The following is a 16,638-nucleotide window of genomic DNA, read 5'->3' as shown; positions in this document are numbered from 1 at the left end:
GGCCATCGCCGGGTCAGCCAGGCTGCGCCGGCCCGATGGCGCGCGCCATCGCCGATGGATTGTACCGTTCACCCAAGCCACGCCCGCGCCCCCGCCGCGCACGCCGATACGCTCGTCATTTGACGCGCCCCGCCCGCGCTCGGGATAATCGCCCATCCCATTGACCCACACTCACAAAGAGAGAAACCAACATGGCAGTTCTGGTCGGCAAGAAAGCCCCTGATTTCACCGCAACCGCAGTGCTCGGCAACAACGAGATCAAGGACATCACCTTCTCCGAAGTCACCAAAGGCAAATACGCCGTTGTGTTCTTTTACCCGCTGGACTTCACCTTCGTCTGCCCGTCCGAGCTGATCGCCTTCGATCACCGCCTCGACGAGTTCAAGAAGCGCAACGTCGAAGTGCTGGGCGTGTCCATCGACAGCCAGTTCTCGCACCTGGCATGGAAGAACACCCCGGTCGCCAAGGGCGGCATCGGCCCCGTCGGCTACACCCTGGTCGCCGACATCAAGCACGAAATCTGCCGCGCCTTTGACGTGGAAGCCGAAGGCGGCGTGGCGCTGCGCGGCTCCTTCCTGATCGACCGTGACGGCGTGGTGCAGCACCAGGTGGTGAACAACCTGCCGCTGGGTCGCGACATCGACGAAATGCTGCGCGTGGTTGATGCGCTGCAATTCACCGAGGAGCACGGCGAAGTCTGCCCGGCCGGTTGGAACAAAGGCAAAGCCGGCATGAAGGCCAGCACCGACGGCGTCGCCGCCTACCTGAACGAGCACGCCGGCGCGCTGTAAGCGAAACGCATCAGCAGCACCCAACGCGGCCTGCGGGCCGCGTTTTTTTGCGCCCGCGTTTTTGAGATGGCGCAATCAAACGATTGTTCGACAGGCAGATGATGGAACTGGGAGGGCACACAGGAGCACTGCCATGCTGGTCCACATCCGCCACACACACGCTTCGGCAACACGGCTTCGCGCCATCGCCGGACTGACCGGTGTTGTCGCGCCGAGCGAGCTCTTGGCGCACACCAGTGTTGCGCTTGACGCACCGCCGCTGTTGCTGGCCGGCGCGGTGACGGTGGGCGTTCTGGCGACCTTGGCGCTGTGCTCCGTTGCCCAGCGCCGGCGGACGAATCGTCAAATGCTCGACGATGCCCACCAACACCATGCCGCAGCCGCCTCATTGGCCGACACCGTGCTGGACATCCGGGCGCTGCCACCCGCGCGCGCCGACGCCAGTGCCGTGTCAGACGCCACGGGTGAGCTCGCGGCACTGCACACCGTCATGGCCGCCCTCGACGAGGGGGTCATCATCAGTGCCGCCAGCGGCGAAACGCTGGCGAGCAACGCCGCCGCGGCGCACATCTTCGGTCTCGATCCGGCGCAAATGGCCGGCTTTCATCTTGATCGCCCGCCGGTGAGGTTCCTGCGGGCAAACGGCCAGGTTTGTCCGGCCCACAACTTACCGCCCCAGCAATGCCTCGCTGACGGCCAACGCCATGAAGCAGAGTTCAACGTCGCCCAACCCAACGGCGCGCGCCTATGGCTCAAGCTGCATGCGCGGCCAATCGACCTCGCCGACGCAGGCATGGGGGTGGTCACCACGGTCTCCGACGTGACCCACCAGCGTCAGACCGATGCCCGCCTGCGCCTGGCCGACAAGGCGATCGAGCACAGCCCCGATGCGATCATGATCACCACCACCGAGGGCATGATCCTGCGGGTGAACCCGGCCTTCACCCGGCTCACCGGTTATCGCCTGGACGAGGTGATCGGCCACAGCCCGGCGCTGCTGCGCTCTGGCCAACATGACGCGGCCTTCTACACCGCGATGTGGGACAGCATTCACCGCAGCGGTCGCTGGGAGGGCGAAATCTGGAACCGCCACAAGCGCGGCCACCTGTTTGCCGAACGCCTGTCGATCAGCGCAGTCGAGGATGCCCCGGGCCACATCTCCCACTATGTGGCGGTGTTCTCCGACATCACCGCGGCCAAGACCGAAGCTGCGCGCATGTCGCATCTTGCGCAGCATGACGCGCTCACCGGCCTGCCCAATCGCAGCCTGATGAGTGACCGGCTGAATCAGGCGCTACACCGCAGCCAGCGCCACCGCGCGATCGTCGCCTTGCTGTTTCTCGACCTCGACCGCTTCAAAACGGTCAACGACACCTTCGGCCATGGCGTCGGCGACCTGCTGCTGCAACAGGTGGCGACCCGATTGACCGGCTGCGTGCGCGAATCGGACAGCGTCGGTCGCCTGTCCGGCGACGAATTCATGGTGGTGCTGACCGACCTCGTCGATGCGGAGCAGGCCGGCCAGGTGGCGCGCAAGATACTCGCCTCGCTGGCCTCGCCCTTCGACATCGACGGCCACCAGGTGCAGACCTCCTTCAGTATCGGCATTGCGCTGTGCCCGAACGATGCCCGCTCGGCCAAAGACCTGCGTCAGCACGCAGACACCGCGCTCTATCACGCCAAAGCGAGCGGCAGAAACGCCTTCCGCTATTTCACCGAGGCCATGAACGCGCGGGCCGAAGCGCGGCTGAGCATGGAGCAGCACTTGCGCGGCGCCGTCGCCAACGGCGAGTTGAGCCTGCACTTTCAGCCGCTGACCCGCATTGATGATGGCCGCGTGGTGGCCATGGAAGCCTTGAGCCGCTGGCGCAGCCCGAGCCTGGGTGAGGTGTCGCCCACCACCTTCATTCCGGTGGCGGAAGACTGCGGGCTGATCATCGAACTGGACTACTGGGTGCTCGAAAGCGCCTGCCGCGAGCTCGCCACTTGGCGCGCGCATGGCGCGACCGAGGTGGGCGTCGCGGTGAATCTGTCCTCGCTGCACTTTCGCCGCGAAGGCTTGGTCGAGGCGGTGCGCGCGGTGCTCGCCCGCACACAGGTGCCGGCCGCGCGGCTGGAGCTGGAGCTGAGCGAATCGCCGCTGCTGCAGGGCGGGCCGGAAGTCACCGCGATCCTGAACTCGCTCAAGGCCATGGGCGTGCGCCTGGTGATCAACGATTTCGGTGTGGGCTACAGCTCGCTGGCCCATTTGCGGCGCTATCAGATCGACCGGCTGAAGATCGACCGCCGCTTTGTTCAAGCCATGGAGCACACTGGCGACGACGCGGCCATCGTGCGGGCGCTGATCGAACTCGGCCAGAGCATGCGCATCGAGGTGCTGGCCGAAGGCGTTGAAACCGACGCCCAGCGCCGTGGCGTACATGCGGCCGGCTGCCAGCTGGTGCAGGGCCAACTCACCGGCGCGCCAATGAACGCCGAGACCACGCTGGCCTTGCTCACCGCGCCCAGCACGCTGCGTCCTTAGCGGTAGCGCACCTCGACCGCCTCGGCCGGCAGCCACTCGCGCAGGCTGTCGAGCAGCGAATCTTCGAGGCGCACACGCCAGCCGGCGCCCAGCGGCAGGTCGCCCTGGGCGTCGGCGTTGCGATAACGCACCAGCACCGGGCAGGATTCATCGCGGTAGGGCGCGAGCAGGTTTTCCAGGCGCTGGGCCGCGGCGCTGGGGCTGCCAGCCTCGGCCACCTCGCCGTTGAGGCTGATCTCCAGGCGCTGCGCAAAGCGGCCGCGCGCCTCGGCCAGGGTCATCAGGCTGTCGGCGATGATGCGGAAGCCGCCGGTAAAGTCGTCATTGCTGACCTTGCCGTCGACGATCAGGATTTCGTCGACCACGATCTTGGTGCGGCGCGATTCGTACAGCTCGTTGAACACCGAGATCTCGCGCACCGCCGTGCCGTCGTCAAGCACCACGAAAGCCATCTTGCCGCGCGCGGTCATCTTCATGCGCACATCCATCACCACCCCGGCCATGGTCACCAGATCGCGGCTGGGCTCGACCTGCGACAAGGGGCGACGCACAAAGCGACGCACCTCGGACTTGAAGCTGTTGAAGGGGTGGCCGGAGAGGAAGAAGCCGATGGCGGTCTTCTCTTCCTTGAGCCGTTCGCGCTCGCCCCAGGGGCGCACCTTGGCGTAGTCGGCCATCGGCCCGCCGGCATCGGGCAGCGCGTCGAACAGCCCGCCCTGCATGGCGTTGGCGGCGATCTGCTCGGCCGCCTCCATGGCCACCGGCACGGTGGCGATCAGCTTGGCGCGGTCGGCGTCGAGTGCGTCGAAAGCGCCGGCACGAATCAGCGCCTCGACCGCGCGGCGGTTCACCGATCGCCGATCCACCCGCTCGCAGAAGTCGAACAAATCCTTGAAGGGCTTGCCCTCGCGCGCCTTGATGATGGCCCGCACCGCCGGCTCGCCCGCGCCCTTGATGGCGCCGAGTCCGTAGCGGATGGTCTTGCGGTCGACCGGCACGAAGCGGTAGTCCGATTCATTCACATCCGGCGGCAGCATGACCAGCTTGTTGACCGGCGAGATCGCGTCTTCGTAGAAAATCTTGATGACGTCGGTGTTGTCGAGGTCCGACGACAGCGTGGCCGCCATGAAGGCCGCCGAGTGGTGCGCCTTGAGCCAGGCGGTGTGATAGGTGATCACCGCGTAGGCGGCGGTGTGCGACTTGTTGAAACCGTACTCGGCGAACTTCTCCATCAGGTCGAAGAGTTGCATCGCCAACGCTTCGGTAAAGCCCTGCTTCTTGGCCCCCTCGCGCATGATCTCGCGGTGGCGCGCCATCTCCGACGCCTTCTTCTTGCCCATCGCCCGGCGCAGCATGTCGGCGCCACCCAGCGTGTAGCCGCCGATGATCTGCGAGATCTGCATCACCTGCTCTTGATACACGATCACGCCATAGGTCGGCTCCAGGCAGGCCTTCAGCGCCTCATCGAAGTAGTCGATGGCCTGCTGGCCCTTTTTTCGCAGGATGAAGTCATCCACCATGCCCGAGCCGAGCGGGCCCGGCCGGTAGAGCGCCAGCACGGCGATGATGTCTTCGAAACGGTCGGGGCCAAGCTTTTTGAGGAGCTTTTTCATGCCGTCCGATTCGACCTGGAAGATCGCCGTGGTGTTGGCGTCTTTCAGCACCTGGTAGGCGGCCGGGTCGTCGAAACTCAGCGCGGCCAGATCGGGGCGCTCGCCCGACAGGCGCTCGACATAATCGACCGCCAGCTCAAGAATGGTCAGGTTGCGCAGGCCGAGGAAGTCGAACTTCACCAGGCCCACGGCCTCGACGTCGTCCTTGTCGAACTGCGACACCGGCGTCGCGTCTTCGCCGTCGGCGATGTAGAGCGGACAGAAATCGGTGAGCTTGCCCGGCGCGATCAGCACGCCACCGGCGTGCATGCCGACGTTGCGCGACAAGCCTTCGAGCGGCTCGGCCAGACTCCATAATTCCTGGATCGACTCGCCGTCACCGGGGTCGGCCATCAGATCGTTGATCTGCGGCTCCTGATCGCGCGCATCGTTGAGCGACAGCGGCTTGTTCTGCACCACCGGGATCAGCTTGGACAGCCGGTCGCACAGGCCATAGGGCAAATCGAGCACGCGGCCGACGTCGCGCACCACGGCTTTCGAGGCCATGGTGCCGAAGGTGGCGATCTGGCTCACCGCGTCGGCGCCGTAGGTGTCGCGCACATACTCGATCACCTTGTAGCGGTTGTCCTGGCAGAAGTCGATGTCGAAGTCAGGCATCGACACCCGCTCGGGGTTGAGGAAGCGTTCGAACAGCAGCGCGTATTCGAGCGGGTCGAGATCGGTAATGCGCAGACTGTAGGCCACCAGCGAGCCCGCGCCGGAGCCCCGCCCCGGCCCGACCGGCACGCCATTGTGCTTGGCCCAGTTGATGAAGTCCGCCACGATCAGGAAGTAGCCCGGAAAACCCATCTGCACGATGGTGTCGGTCTCGAACTTGAGCCGGTCGAAATAGCGCTGGCGCTGGGCCTCGCGCTCGACCTCGTTCGGATACAGCTCCTTGAGCCGCAGCTCCAGCCCGGCCTTGGCTTCGGCGACCAGGAAGTCGTCCAGCGTCATGCCCTCGGGCGTGGGGAACTGCGGCAGAAAGTTCTTGCCCAGCTGCACGGTCAGCGAGCAGCGCTTGGCGATCTCGATGCTATTGGCCAGCGCCTCGGGCAGGTCGGCAAAGAGCTCGGCCATTTCGTCCTGGCTCTTGAGGTATTGCTCTTCGGTGAAGTCCTTGGGCCGGCGCTTGTCGGCCAGCACGTAGCCCTGCGAGATGCACACCCGCGCCTCGTGCGCCTTGAAGTCGTCACGGTTGAGGAACTGCACCGGGTGCGTCGCCACCACCGGCAAGCCCAGCGCGCCGGCCAGCTTCACCGCCGCGCGCAGATAGGTTTCAGACCCCGCGTGCCCAGCCCGCTGCACCTCGATGTAATAGCCGCCCGGAAAGCGCGCCGCCCAGTTGCGCGCGCACTGCTCGGCCGCCGCATTGTTGCCGTTCATCAGCGCCTGGCCCACGTCGCCGAGCATCGCGCCAGACAAACAGATCAGGTCGCTGGCTGCGCCATTGTCGAACCACTCGGCGCGCATCTCGGCGCGACCGCGGTATTTATTGGTGCGATACGCCTCGGTCAGCAGTTCGCACAACTGGCCGTAGCCTTTGCGATTGCGGCAGATCAGCAGCAAGCGGCCGGGCTTGTCGCGGTCGGTGTCGTTGGTGATCCAGGCGTCCACGCCGATGATCGGCTTGACCCCCTTGCCGCGCGCGCCGGTGTAGAACTTGACCATGCCGAACAAGTTCGCCAGGTCGGAGATTCCCAGCGCCGGCATGCCGTCGGCGGCGGCGCGGGAGATGGCTTGGCCGACCTGCACAATACCGTCGGAAATCGAATATTCGGTGTGCAGGCGAAGGTGGATGAAGCGAGGTTCGGTGGGCGTGTTCATGGGGCCGGATTCTACCGCGCAAACGGGGTCCTGGCGCCCCTGCGGCGCATCCATCGGCGACGCCTGAACACCGCCCGCCGCGCCAAGCGCCGCGCCACGGTGCGCTGCCGTTCGTCGTAAAAACCCGGAGTCGGTGTTCGACCGGCCCTTCCAAATCGGGCTATAGTGCCTACGTCCCTTGGGCTGGATTGAACCGCACCTTGGACCGACTGCCGGCCACGATGCCAGCAGCGATAGAAACACCCCCATTCGTTGAGGTCCGTTGCCGGCCGAGGTCACCGGCAGTGTTTCGCGGGCCCCGAGGAGAGATGTATGTTGATGGACCCACGCACGCCTTCGGGGATGCCGGGGTCTGCGGCGTTTGCGCCCGTCACGGCGGAAGACTCGGCCATCCCGATCTCGGCGCTGCCCATGGCCGCCGCGTTGGTCGACGCCGATGGGCGTTATACCGCAGTGAACTCGGCCTTCGCCCAACTCCTGTCCCAATCCGCGGCCCAATTGCCGGGGCAGCCCTGCACGCGCCTGGCGCCGGTCGACCCGGTCGCGCTGGAGGCACTGTTGCAACGCGCACGCACACTGGCTGCGCCCCAAAGCGCCGACCTTCGCACCGCCGCCGGCGCCGACTCGGCAAGCCTGCGCATCCGCTGCCAGCCGCTCACCGCCAACGCCCTGCTGCTGCTCGTGGAGCCGGCCCCCGCCCCGCCCGACCCGCCACAGGCGCAGAACATCCTTGACCACATCTTCACCTTTGTCGGTGTACTGGCGCCGGACGGCACCGTGCTGGAGGCCAACCGGGCGTCACTCGAAGCGGCCGACATCACACTCGACGACGTCCGCGGCCGGAAGTTCTGGGAGTGTTACTGGTGGAGCCTGACCCCTGACACCGCCCGGCGCATCCACCGTGCCGTGCGCAGCGCGGCAGCCGGCGCCACGCCGCGTTTCGACATCGACAAGCGCATGGTGGGCAGCAAGTTCGTCACCATCGACCTGATCCTGTCTCCGGTGCATGACCCCCACGGCAAAGTCACCCATCTGATCTACAGCGCCATCGACGTCAGCGACCGCAAGGCCGGCGAGGCCGCGCTGCAACGCTCGGAGCAACGCTTCCGCCAGGTAGTGGAATCGGCCCCCGACGGCCTGGCGATGGTCGACACCTCGGGGCAGATGGTGCTGGTCAACGCCGGCATGGAGAGCATTTTCGGTTACACCCGCGACGAGATGCTCGGCAACACCATCGAAATGCTCATGCCGCTGCGCCATCGCAGCGCCCATGGCTCGCTGTTTCACGGCTACATGCAGGACCCGACGGCGCGCGACATGGCGGGCCGGCGCGAGCTCTACGCCCGGCGCAAGGACGGCAGCGAGTTTCCGGTCGAGATCGGCCTCAACCCGATCCCGACCGAGGCCGGCACCATGGTGCTGGCCACCATCCAGGATGTCACCCGCCGCAAGGCCGACCGCCAGATGATCGAGCGCTCGCTGGAAGAAAAAACCGTGCTGCTGCACGAAATCCACCATCGCGTGAAAAACAATCTGCAGGTCATCTCCAGCCTGCTCAACCTGCAAGCGCGCAACGCCGACCCGTCGGTCAGCCGGGCGCTGTCCGAGAGCCAGGGGCGGGTCAAGGCCATGGCGCTGATCCACCAGCTGCTCTACGAGCGAAACGATTTTTCGCATATTGATCTGGGCACCTATCTCAAACGGCTCTGCGCGCTGCTGCAGGAGAGCTATCGCGACGGACCGGCGCGCTTCACCCTGCAGGTCAACGCCGCCGAACCGGTGCACCTCAACCTGCAGCGCGCGGTGCCCTGCGGCCTGCTGGTCAACGAACTGGTCACCAATGCCCTCAAGCACGCCTTCCCGGACGGGCGCTGCGGCCATGTCGACGTCAGCCTGGCGCCAATCGACGATGGCCACTGCGCGATCACCGTGTCCGACAACGGCATTGGCCTGCCCGCGCATATCGTCCCCGGCACCAGCCGCTCGCTTGGCATGCAGCTCATTCCGCTGCTCAGCGACCAGGCCGGCGGCAAGTGGCAGGTGTTCCGCGAGAACGGCACCCGCTTTGAACTCAATATCAGCACCGCACCGCAGGAGGCGCGATGAACGGCCGAATCATGATCGTCGAGGACGAACGCATCGTCGCCCTCGATCTGCGCCAGACGCTCGAGTCCTTCGGACACGAGGTGGTCATGGTGGCCTCCAGCGGTGAGCGGGCCGTGGCGGAAGGGCCCGTGCTCAAGCCCGACCTGGTGCTCATGGACATCCACCTCGACGGCCCCATGGACGGCACACAGGCCGCCAGCATCCTGCAGCAGCACAACATACCGGTCCTGTTCCTGACCGCCTTCGCCGGCCAGTCGATGCTTGACCAGGCAGAACTGAGCAGCCCCTATGGCTATCTGGTCAAACCGGTTGAAACCCGTGCGCTGCAGGCCACCGTGCGCATGGCGCTGGCGCGCCGGCGAGCGGAGCGCGAGATCGAAAAAGGCGAAGAGCGCCTGCGTCTGGCCATGGATGTGGCCGGCCTGGGCGTGTGGGAGTGGGATGCCGCCGCCGCGAGTTTCGTCGGCGAGGGGCAGTTTGAATCCATCATCGGCCACACACCCACATCGCTCGACAACGCCGACAGCGGCTTTCTGTCACGCATCGACCCAGCCTACCGCCCGGCCATCGCCGACGCCCTGACCCGCGGCGAGGCGGTTCGCACCACCGTCAAGCTGCAAACGCTTCCAGATTCCGGCCGCAACGGCTGGGTGGACTTCCATGCCCGCGCCTTCGCCCGGCCCAATGGCGATCTGGATCGCGCGATCGGCGTGATCCGCGACGTGACCGCGCAGCGTGAGCAGGAAGAACACCTGCGTCAGGCCGCGGTGGTGTTCACCAGCACCGGCGAGGGCATGGCCATTCTCGACACACAGTGGCGGATCATTTCGGTCAACCCGGCCTTCGTCACCCTGACCGGCTTTGGCGAGCAGGAGGTGCTGGGACGCACCCCGGACGAGCTCCTCTACGCCCGGCGCCACGACGACAATCTCATCGCCAAGCTGGGCCAGAGCGGGGGCGATTACTGGAGCGGCGAAGTTGCCTGCATCTGCAAGGACGGCAGCATGCTCGCCACCTGGCAACACCTGTGCGTGGTGCGCGACACGCAGGGGCAGATCGGCAACTATGTGCTGGCCATCTCCGACACCGGTGCGCTGCGCCGCGCCGAGGCGCAGATCAACCATCTGGCCTTCCATGACACGCTGACCGGCCTGGGCAACCGCAACATGCTCGAGGACACCATCGAAAAGGAGATTGAACGCGCGGACCAGAACGGCAGCCGCGTCGCCGTGCTGTTCATCGACCTCGACGGCTTCAAGCTGATCAACGACACCATGGGCCATGCCACCGGCGACCAGCTGCTGAGCATGGTCGCCCAGCGGATCAGCCGCGTGCTTCGCCGCACCGACACCGCCATCCGCCTGGGTGGCGACGAGTTCCTGGTGGTCGTGCCGGAGGTGACGCGCTTCGAGGACTGTGCCAGCCTGGCGGAAAAGCTGCTGTGCGAGATCCGCGCCGCGGTCGAGCTCGACCATGAACGCTTCAGCGTTTCGGCCAGCATCGGCATTGCCGTCTATCCGGACAATGCGGGGGACTTCAGCAGCCTGATCCAGGCGGCCGACAGCGCCATGTACGGCGCCAAGGAGCGCGGTCGGAACCGCTTCGCCTTCTATTCATCCGACATGGCCGAGCGGGCCCTGGAACGACTGCACATCGAACAAGGGCTGTTGCGGGCCATCGCCAACGACCAACTCATGCTCCAGTATCAGCCGGTGGTGCGGCTCGACGATGGTCAGCTGATTGGCTTCGAAGCGCTGATCCGCTGGGACGAGCCCACGCACGGGCGCATCGGGCCGGACCGCTTCATTCCGGTGGCCGAGGAATGCGGCCTGATCGACTACATCGGCAGCTGGGTGCTGCATACCGCCTGCACCCAGGCGCAGGCCTGGATCCACCAGGGCTTCGTCGACCTGCGCCTGGCCGTGAATGTCTCGGCGCGCCAGATGAACGCCGGCGACTTCGATGTCACGGTCAGCGACGCACTGGCCCTCACCGGCTTTCCTGCCGCCCAGCTGGAGCTGGAGATCACCGAAAGCACGCTGCAGGCGGTCGACCACAGTCGCCAGCTGCTCGGGCGGCTCAAGGCGCTCGGCGTCCGGATCTCGATCGACGACTTCGGTACCGGCTTTTCCTCCCTGTCGCGGCTCAAGCACCTGCCGATCGACCGCATCAAGATCGACCGCTCCTTCGTGCAGGACCTGCCCGGCGACGGCAACGACGCCGCCATCACCGAAGCGATCATCGCCATGGCCGGCAGCCTCGGGTTGGGGCTGATCGCCGAGGGCGTCGAAACCCCGGCACAACAGCAGTTTCTGCTCGCGCGCGGCTGCACCGAGGCGCAAGGTTTTCTGTTCTCCCGGCCGCTGGACGTGGCCGATGTCGACGCGCTGATTGTCAGCACCGCGCGCGGCCGCCTCTCGTGACGGCCGCCCGCGCTACATCAGCCCGGCCGCGCGCAACACCAGCACACCCAGGCTGGTGGTCAGGATCGATCCCAGCGTGGTCACAGCGATGATATTGGCCGCCAGCACCGCATTGCCGCCCATGGCACGCACCATCACATAGCTCGCGGCGGCGGTCGGCGCGCCCGACATCAGCATCAGCACGCCCAGGTCGATGCCCTGGAAGCCGGCGAGCAACCCACACAGCACAAACAGCACAGGCACCGCGATCAGCTTGATCCCGGCGGCCACCAGGGTGGTGCGCAGGTCACGCCGGAGCTGCCCGAAGTCCAGCGCCGCGCCGGTGCACAGCAAGGCCAACGGGAGCGTGAGATTGGCAAAATACTCGCCCGACTGGCGCAGCAGCGCCGGCAACTCGATTCCCGCCCAGGACACCGGCAAGGCCAGCACGATGCCGATGATCAGTGGATTGCGGGCGATCCCTTTCGCCAACTGACCGAGGCTGCGATGCGTGCCCAGCGAACGGCTCAGCGTGATCACCGCCAGCACGTTGTAGAAGATGGTGACAATCCCCAGATACAGCGAGGCCGCGACCAGCCCGGCGTCGCCATAGGCATTGACGCAGTAGGCCAGACCGATGATGCCCATGTTCGAGCGGAAGCAGCCCTGAACGAAAACGCCCCGGTCGGTCGCCACCGGCACCCAGCGTCGGGCCGCCCACTCCAGGACCAGAAAAATCAGACCGGTGCCAAGCAATCCGAACAGGATCAGGTCGAAGTTCGCCGCTGCATCAAACTGCGTCTTGCTGATGCTGATGAACAGCAGCGCCGGCAAGGCGACGTTGAACACCAGCTTCGCGCCGGTATCGACAAAATTGTCGTTCAACAACCCCACCCGCATCAGGCCAACGCCCAGGGTCAGCACGACAAAGATCGGTCCGGTCACCGAAAAGGAAAACGCCAGCGCGTCGAGCAACTCGTTCATCACCGTCTCATCAAAACCCCAGCCGGCCGGGCCGGGAAAAAAAGGCTCAATCTTGTGGCGGCGCCGCGCCCCGCAAGGCCTGACTGATCTGCGTGTCGGCAGAAGCCTGTAGCGCGTTCGACAGCTCCAGCCAGCGCGGATCGCCGGTTTCCATCCCCATCGTCAGCGCCTGCAGCGCCTCCCGCCGAAGACGCGCATAGCGCGCAAACACCGGCGCCTGCCAGGCGCTGGCCGGCGCCGCATCCAGCGCATCGGCCAGTTCGGCCCAGCCGGGCATCAGCTCGGTCTCGATCACCCGCAAGCCTTCCGCAGTCGACATCTGGCCGCTGCGCAAGGCATCGAGCACCAGATGGTGACGCGTCACCAGGCGGTACTCCGTCTCCGACAACTGCTGCTGCAAGGCCACCGGCAAGGACCCCACCGCCGGCGCCGGACGATGCGGCGGCGTCACCGTGACCCACAAGGCCAGCGCCGCGACCACCACGGCAACCGCGCCGAGTGCGGCGCGGCCTCGTCCGCCCGGCGCCGCCCGGCTCACCGGCGCCAGCGCGGCACCGAGCACGATGCCGGTCAGCAAGCCACCCAGATGCGCCGCGTTGTCGATGCCCGGAATCAGCAGCCCCGCCGCCAGCGAGTAGGCAATGAAAATCAGCAAACCGCGCCGCAAGCGCCGTGCGGTCTGTGCGGGGATGGCATGCCGGGAGACCAGCACATAGCCGAGCAAGGCGCCAAACACGCCAAACACCGCACCCGAGGCGCCAATGCTCAAGCCGCTCGGCCGCCACCACACACTGGCCACGCTGGCCACGATGCCGCAGGCCAGGTAGATCCACAGAAAGGGTCGCGAGCAAAACACCCGCTCGGCCAATTGCCCGCCCTGATAGAGCGCAATCATGTTGAGCGACACATGCAGCAGGCCGCCATGCAGGAAAGTGCCGCTGATCAGCCGCCATGGCTGCCCGCCATGGGTTTGCACCGCATAGTTCCCCCCCCAGTCGGCCAGCAAGGCGCCGGGAATATGCCACAGCGCACCGGCATTCAAGGCCAGACCGACGAAGATCAGCAGATTCGCGGCGATCAGCCCGACCGTCGCCCAGATGACGGGCACGCGCGCAAACAAGGCGTCGGCAAACTCCTCGGGCGTCGGGATACGGGATGCGGGCATGCGCTCCTTATACACCAGACGAATGAGATGGCATCGCGACGCCGCCGGCGTTCAGCCCCACGCCGGCATCACAGGGCGCGCGCGACGTGTCAGCCCTTTTCCTCGTGGCCGTGGGTTTCGGCAAAGCGCTTTTCCAGCTCGTGGCGCAAGGCCTTGCGGGCCTCGGCGGCCTCGAAGCGCCGCTTTTCCTTGGGGCTGAAAGGCCGCAACGGCGGCACGGGCGCGGGCTTGCCATCGTCGTCCACCGCCACCATGGTGAAGAAACAGCTATTGGCGTGGCGCACATCCTGAGTGCGGATATTCTCGGCCATGACCTTGATGCCGACTTCCATCGACGACTTGCCGGTGTAGTTCACGCTGGCCAGAAAAGTGACCAGCTCGCCGACAATGATCGGCTCGCGGAACATCACCTGGTCGACCGACAGCGTCACGACATAGCGCGCGGCGTAGCGGCTGGCACAGGCATAAGCCACCTGATCGAGCAGGCGGAGCACGGCGCCGCCGTGCACCTTGCCCGAGAAATTCGCCATCTCGGGGGTCATCAACACCGTCATGGTCAGTTGGTGTGCGGGTAAATCCATGTGTGCTTTCCTTTTTGTCGCGGCGCCCGGTCAGCGCTGAGCCGCGTCGGCACGGGCGCGGGCCAGCGCCGCTTCACGCCGCGCATCGGCGGCATGAATGGCGGCGCGCTGCTCATCGCTCAGCGCCCGACCAGTTTGATGCTCAAGGCTTTCAGTGACCCTACGACCGGTATCGGTGATGCGCGGGCCCTTGGGCATGCCCCGTCGCACTTGCGCTGGCGTCGCGCCGGCAATACCGGCGACTTCATCGACGAAGATGCGCTCGATACGCACCCGCTCGGCTTTGAGATGCGCCGCGCCGGCCGGGCTTGGCATCGGGTCGGCCGCCTGCGCGCCCATGGCGAGCGCCATCAGCACCATGAGCGCCCAACGACGCCCGCGCCGCATCATGCCGGATCCAGCACGGTCGACCCGGTGGTCTTGCGCGCTTCAAGGTCGCGGTGCGCCTCGGCCGCATCGGCCAGCGCATAGCGTTGGCGAACCTCGATCTTCACCTTGCCGCTGCTCACAACGTCGAACAGCTCGTTGGCCATGGCCACCAGATCGGCCCGCTCAGCGGCGTAACCAAACAGCGTCGGCCGGGTCACGAACAGCGACCCCATCTTGGCCAGCAGGCCGAGGTCGAAGGGGGCGACCGGCCCGGTGGCGTTGCCGTAGGTGACCATCATGCCCCGCGGCCGCAGGCAGCTGAGCGAATCCATGAAGGTGTCCTTGCCGATCGAGTCGTACACCACCGGTACGCCCTTGCCGCCGGTGATCTCGCGCACCCGGTCGGCGAATTTTTCGCGATTGTAGAGAATCGTGTGATCGCAGCCATGCGCCTTGGCCAACGCCGCCTTTTCATCCGAGCCGACGGTGCCGATCACCGTCGCGCCCAGCGCCTTGGCCCACTGACAGGCGATCAGCCCAACGCCACCGGCGGCGGCATGAATGAGGATGGTGTCGCCCGGCTGCACCCGGTAGGTCTGGCGCAGCAGATACTGGGCGGTCATCCCCTGCAACATCATGGCGGCGCCCTGATCGTAGCTGATGGCCTCGGGCAGCTTCACCAGCCGGTCGGCCGGCATGTTGCGACGCTGAGCGTAGGCGCCGATCGGGCCGCCGGCGTAGGCCACGCGATCGCCAACGCGCAACTCGGTGACGCCCTCGCCCAGCGCGGTGACCTCCCCCGCGCCCTCGAGTCCGATGCCCGAGGGCAGCGGCACCGGATACAGTCCGCTGCGGTGGTAGGTATCGATGAAGTTGAGACCCACGGCGTGCTGACGCAGGGTGACTTCGCCTGCGGCCGGGGGCGGCACATCGACCGCCTCCCAACGCAAGACCTCGGGGCCGCCGGTTTCATGGAAACGAATAGCATGGTTCATACAGGTTCTCCTGCGCTCAACGGACGATCGAAACGCCAATCCGCAATTGTGGTTGGCCGGCACGCTGGTAGTCCAGCAAGGTCTCGCCCTCACCATCAAAGTATTGCAGATGAAGGAAAGCGCCCACCGACGAAAAAATACTTTGCCGCAAGGGGTAGGACACATCCACCTGCGAGGTACCCACCCCGCCCTTGCCCCGACGCAGCATCAGTTTGGCCAGCCAGCCGTCGTCGCGACCAAAGCGCAGCCCCAACTCGCCGTAGCCGCGATAACGATGGATGTCCGGGTTGTCCGATTTTTCAAGATAGCCCCACAGCTTCGGCGTGACACCGATGTGGCTCTTGCCTTCGCCGAGGCGATACTGCCAGTCGGCCTGCACGAACGCGATGTTGATGCTGCGCGACTTCTCGCCGTCGCGCCCGTTGGACTCGTGCTCGACGCCGGCGCGCAGCCAACTCTGGTGACGACTGCCCGCGGCGACGGGGATATCCCACTCATAGAACAGCGCCGGTCGATAACTGGTGTCGCGGAACGGCGCCGAGTCGGAATCCAGATCCCACAGCGAGGTCTGGGTATAGCCGAAATGCAGGCCCTCAAAAAACGGCAGCATGCCGACCACCGCGCCTTCGTCATCAAACAAACGGTACTTGAAGCTCAGCTGGAAGCGCGCCGATGCGCCGCTGTTGGCGCCAAAAATGAAATACATCGGGTCATAAAAGGACAGCGCCGGCTTGGCCGGAATGACATCCGCCGCGACCTGTGGGGCGGGGGCGGGGACGGCAACGCCCTCGCCCCCCGGCAAGGCTTGCTGCCGGGCGAGCGGATCTTGCCCGGCGCTCCAGCCCGGACGCTCGGCCAGCACCATCAACTGCGCGCGGCTGTCGTCGGTCAAACTGAGCACCGACAGGCCCAGCACCTCGGCCGGCCACTCGAAACCGTAACGCCGGGTCGCGCCAACCGCCGCCGCCTGCGCCTTGAGCCGCACGGTGAGCTTGCGACCGCCGAGCGTCAGCGTCGCATCCAGTTGCTCGGGCAGGCTCGCTTGCGCGCCCGTTTCCACCACCGTCAACACAAAGGCCTGGCCGACGCGGGCATGCGTCCGCTCGGCCGACAGCAGCCGCTCGGCGCTGGCGGGCAACGCCCCAAGCAGCAGCGCGGCGGCACATAAAATGGAAGCAAGGCGACACGTCATGATCTGGGCACGGATAGAAATCGAAGGCTCATTCTAGCCGTCTGCGATTT

11 protein-coding genes are annotated in these 16,638 nt (G+C 66.0%); 4 read left to right on the top strand and 7 right to left on the bottom strand.

Annotation, left to right across the window (positions count from 1 at the left end):
* The first annotated feature begins 191 nt into the window (after positions 1 to 191).
* Together FHP89_RS04695 and FHP89_RS04690 are read left to right on the top strand one after the other, a co-directional pair.
* A complete protein-coding gene (locus tag FHP89_RS04695; RefSeq protein ID WP_144179288.1) occupies positions 192 to 791 on the top strand; it encodes a peroxiredoxin in 600 nt (199 codons plus the stop codon).
* A 133-nt stretch (positions 792 to 924) separates the two neighbouring features.
* Positions 925 to 3,315, top strand: a complete 2,391-nt coding sequence (locus FHP89_RS04690; protein WP_144179287.1) for a putative bifunctional diguanylate cyclase/phosphodiesterase — start codon at positions 925 to 927, stop codon at positions 3,313 to 3,315.
* Here the strand turns inward: FHP89_RS04690 and dnaE are convergent.
* On the bottom strand, positions 3,312 to 6,794 hold the full coding sequence (gene dnaE / locus FHP89_RS04685) for a DNA polymerase III subunit alpha (RefSeq protein ID WP_144179286.1): 3,483 nt from the start codon (positions 6,792 to 6,794) through the stop codon (positions 3,312 to 3,314). The two genes, FHP89_RS04690 and dnaE, sit on opposite strands and share 4 nt — an antisense overlap.
* 312 nt (positions 6,795 to 7,106) lie before the next feature.
* Between dnaE and FHP89_RS04680 the strand changes: the two genes are divergently transcribed.
* Both FHP89_RS04680 and FHP89_RS04675 read left to right on the top strand, forming a co-directional pair.
* Positions 7,107 to 8,900 carry a sensor histidine kinase gene (locus FHP89_RS04680; protein ID WP_222105311.1) on the top strand — a complete coding sequence of 598 codons (1,794 nt, stop codon included), beginning with the start codon at positions 7,107 to 7,109 and terminating at the stop codon, positions 8,898 to 8,900.
* Positions 8,897 to 11,323 carry a two-component system response regulator gene (locus FHP89_RS04675; RefSeq protein ID WP_144179285.1) on the top strand — a complete coding sequence of 809 codons (2,427 nt, stop codon included), beginning with the start codon at positions 8,897 to 8,899 and terminating at the stop codon, positions 11,321 to 11,323. The genes FHP89_RS04680 and FHP89_RS04675 overlap by 4 nt, the downstream gene beginning before the upstream one ends.
* 12 nt (positions 11,324 to 11,335) lie before the next feature.
* Here the strand turns inward: FHP89_RS04675 and FHP89_RS04670 are convergent, their stop codons facing one another.
* The 6 genes from FHP89_RS04670 to FHP89_RS04645 all read right to left on the bottom strand — a co-directional run bounded on the left by FHP89_RS04670 (position 11,336) and on the right by FHP89_RS04645 (position 16,588).
* Entirely contained in the window at positions 11,336 to 12,286 is a 951-nt protein-coding gene (locus FHP89_RS04670) for an AEC family transporter (RefSeq protein WP_144179284.1), read from the bottom strand.
* Positions 12,287 to 12,332: 46 nt separating this feature from the next.
* Positions 12,333 to 13,451, bottom strand: a complete 1,119-nt coding sequence (locus tag FHP89_RS04665; RefSeq protein WP_144179283.1) for a rhomboid family intramembrane serine protease — start codon at positions 13,449 to 13,451, stop codon at positions 12,333 to 12,335.
* An 89-nt stretch (positions 13,452 to 13,540) separates the two neighbouring features.
* The gene (locus FHP89_RS04660; protein ID WP_144179282.1) at positions 13,541 to 14,032 is read right to left on the bottom strand and encodes an acyl-CoA thioesterase; all 492 of its coding nucleotides are present in this window, start codon (positions 14,030 to 14,032) and stop codon (positions 13,541 to 13,543) included.
* 30 nt (positions 14,033 to 14,062) lie between these two features.
* On the bottom strand, positions 14,063 to 14,422 hold the full coding sequence (locus FHP89_RS04655) for a hypothetical protein (RefSeq protein ID WP_144179281.1): 360 nt from the start codon (positions 14,420 to 14,422) through the stop codon (positions 14,063 to 14,065).
* Positions 14,419 to 15,396, bottom strand: coding sequence for a quinone oxidoreductase family protein (locus FHP89_RS04650; protein ID WP_144179280.1), 978 nt, complete (start codon positions 15,394 to 15,396; stop codon positions 14,419 to 14,421). Before FHP89_RS04650 ends, FHP89_RS04655 begins: the two co-directional genes overlap by 4 nt.
* Before the next feature lie 16 nt (positions 15,397 to 15,412).
* On the bottom strand, positions 15,413 to 16,588 hold the full coding sequence (locus FHP89_RS04645; RefSeq protein WP_144179279.1) for a phospholipase A: 1,176 nt from the start codon (positions 16,586 to 16,588) through the stop codon (positions 15,413 to 15,415).
* Positions 16,589 to 16,638 lie beyond the last annotated feature (50 nt).

Origin of the sequence: Denitromonas ohlonensis (genome assembly GCF_007625205.1) — a bacterium.
In the GTDB taxonomy this organism is placed as follows: Bacteria; Pseudomonadota; Gammaproteobacteria; order Burkholderiales; family Rhodocyclaceae; genus Nitrogeniibacter; species Nitrogeniibacter ohlonensis.
Note: the sequence above shows the minus strand (reverse complement) of the source record. Positions and strands in the feature narration are given on the sequence as shown.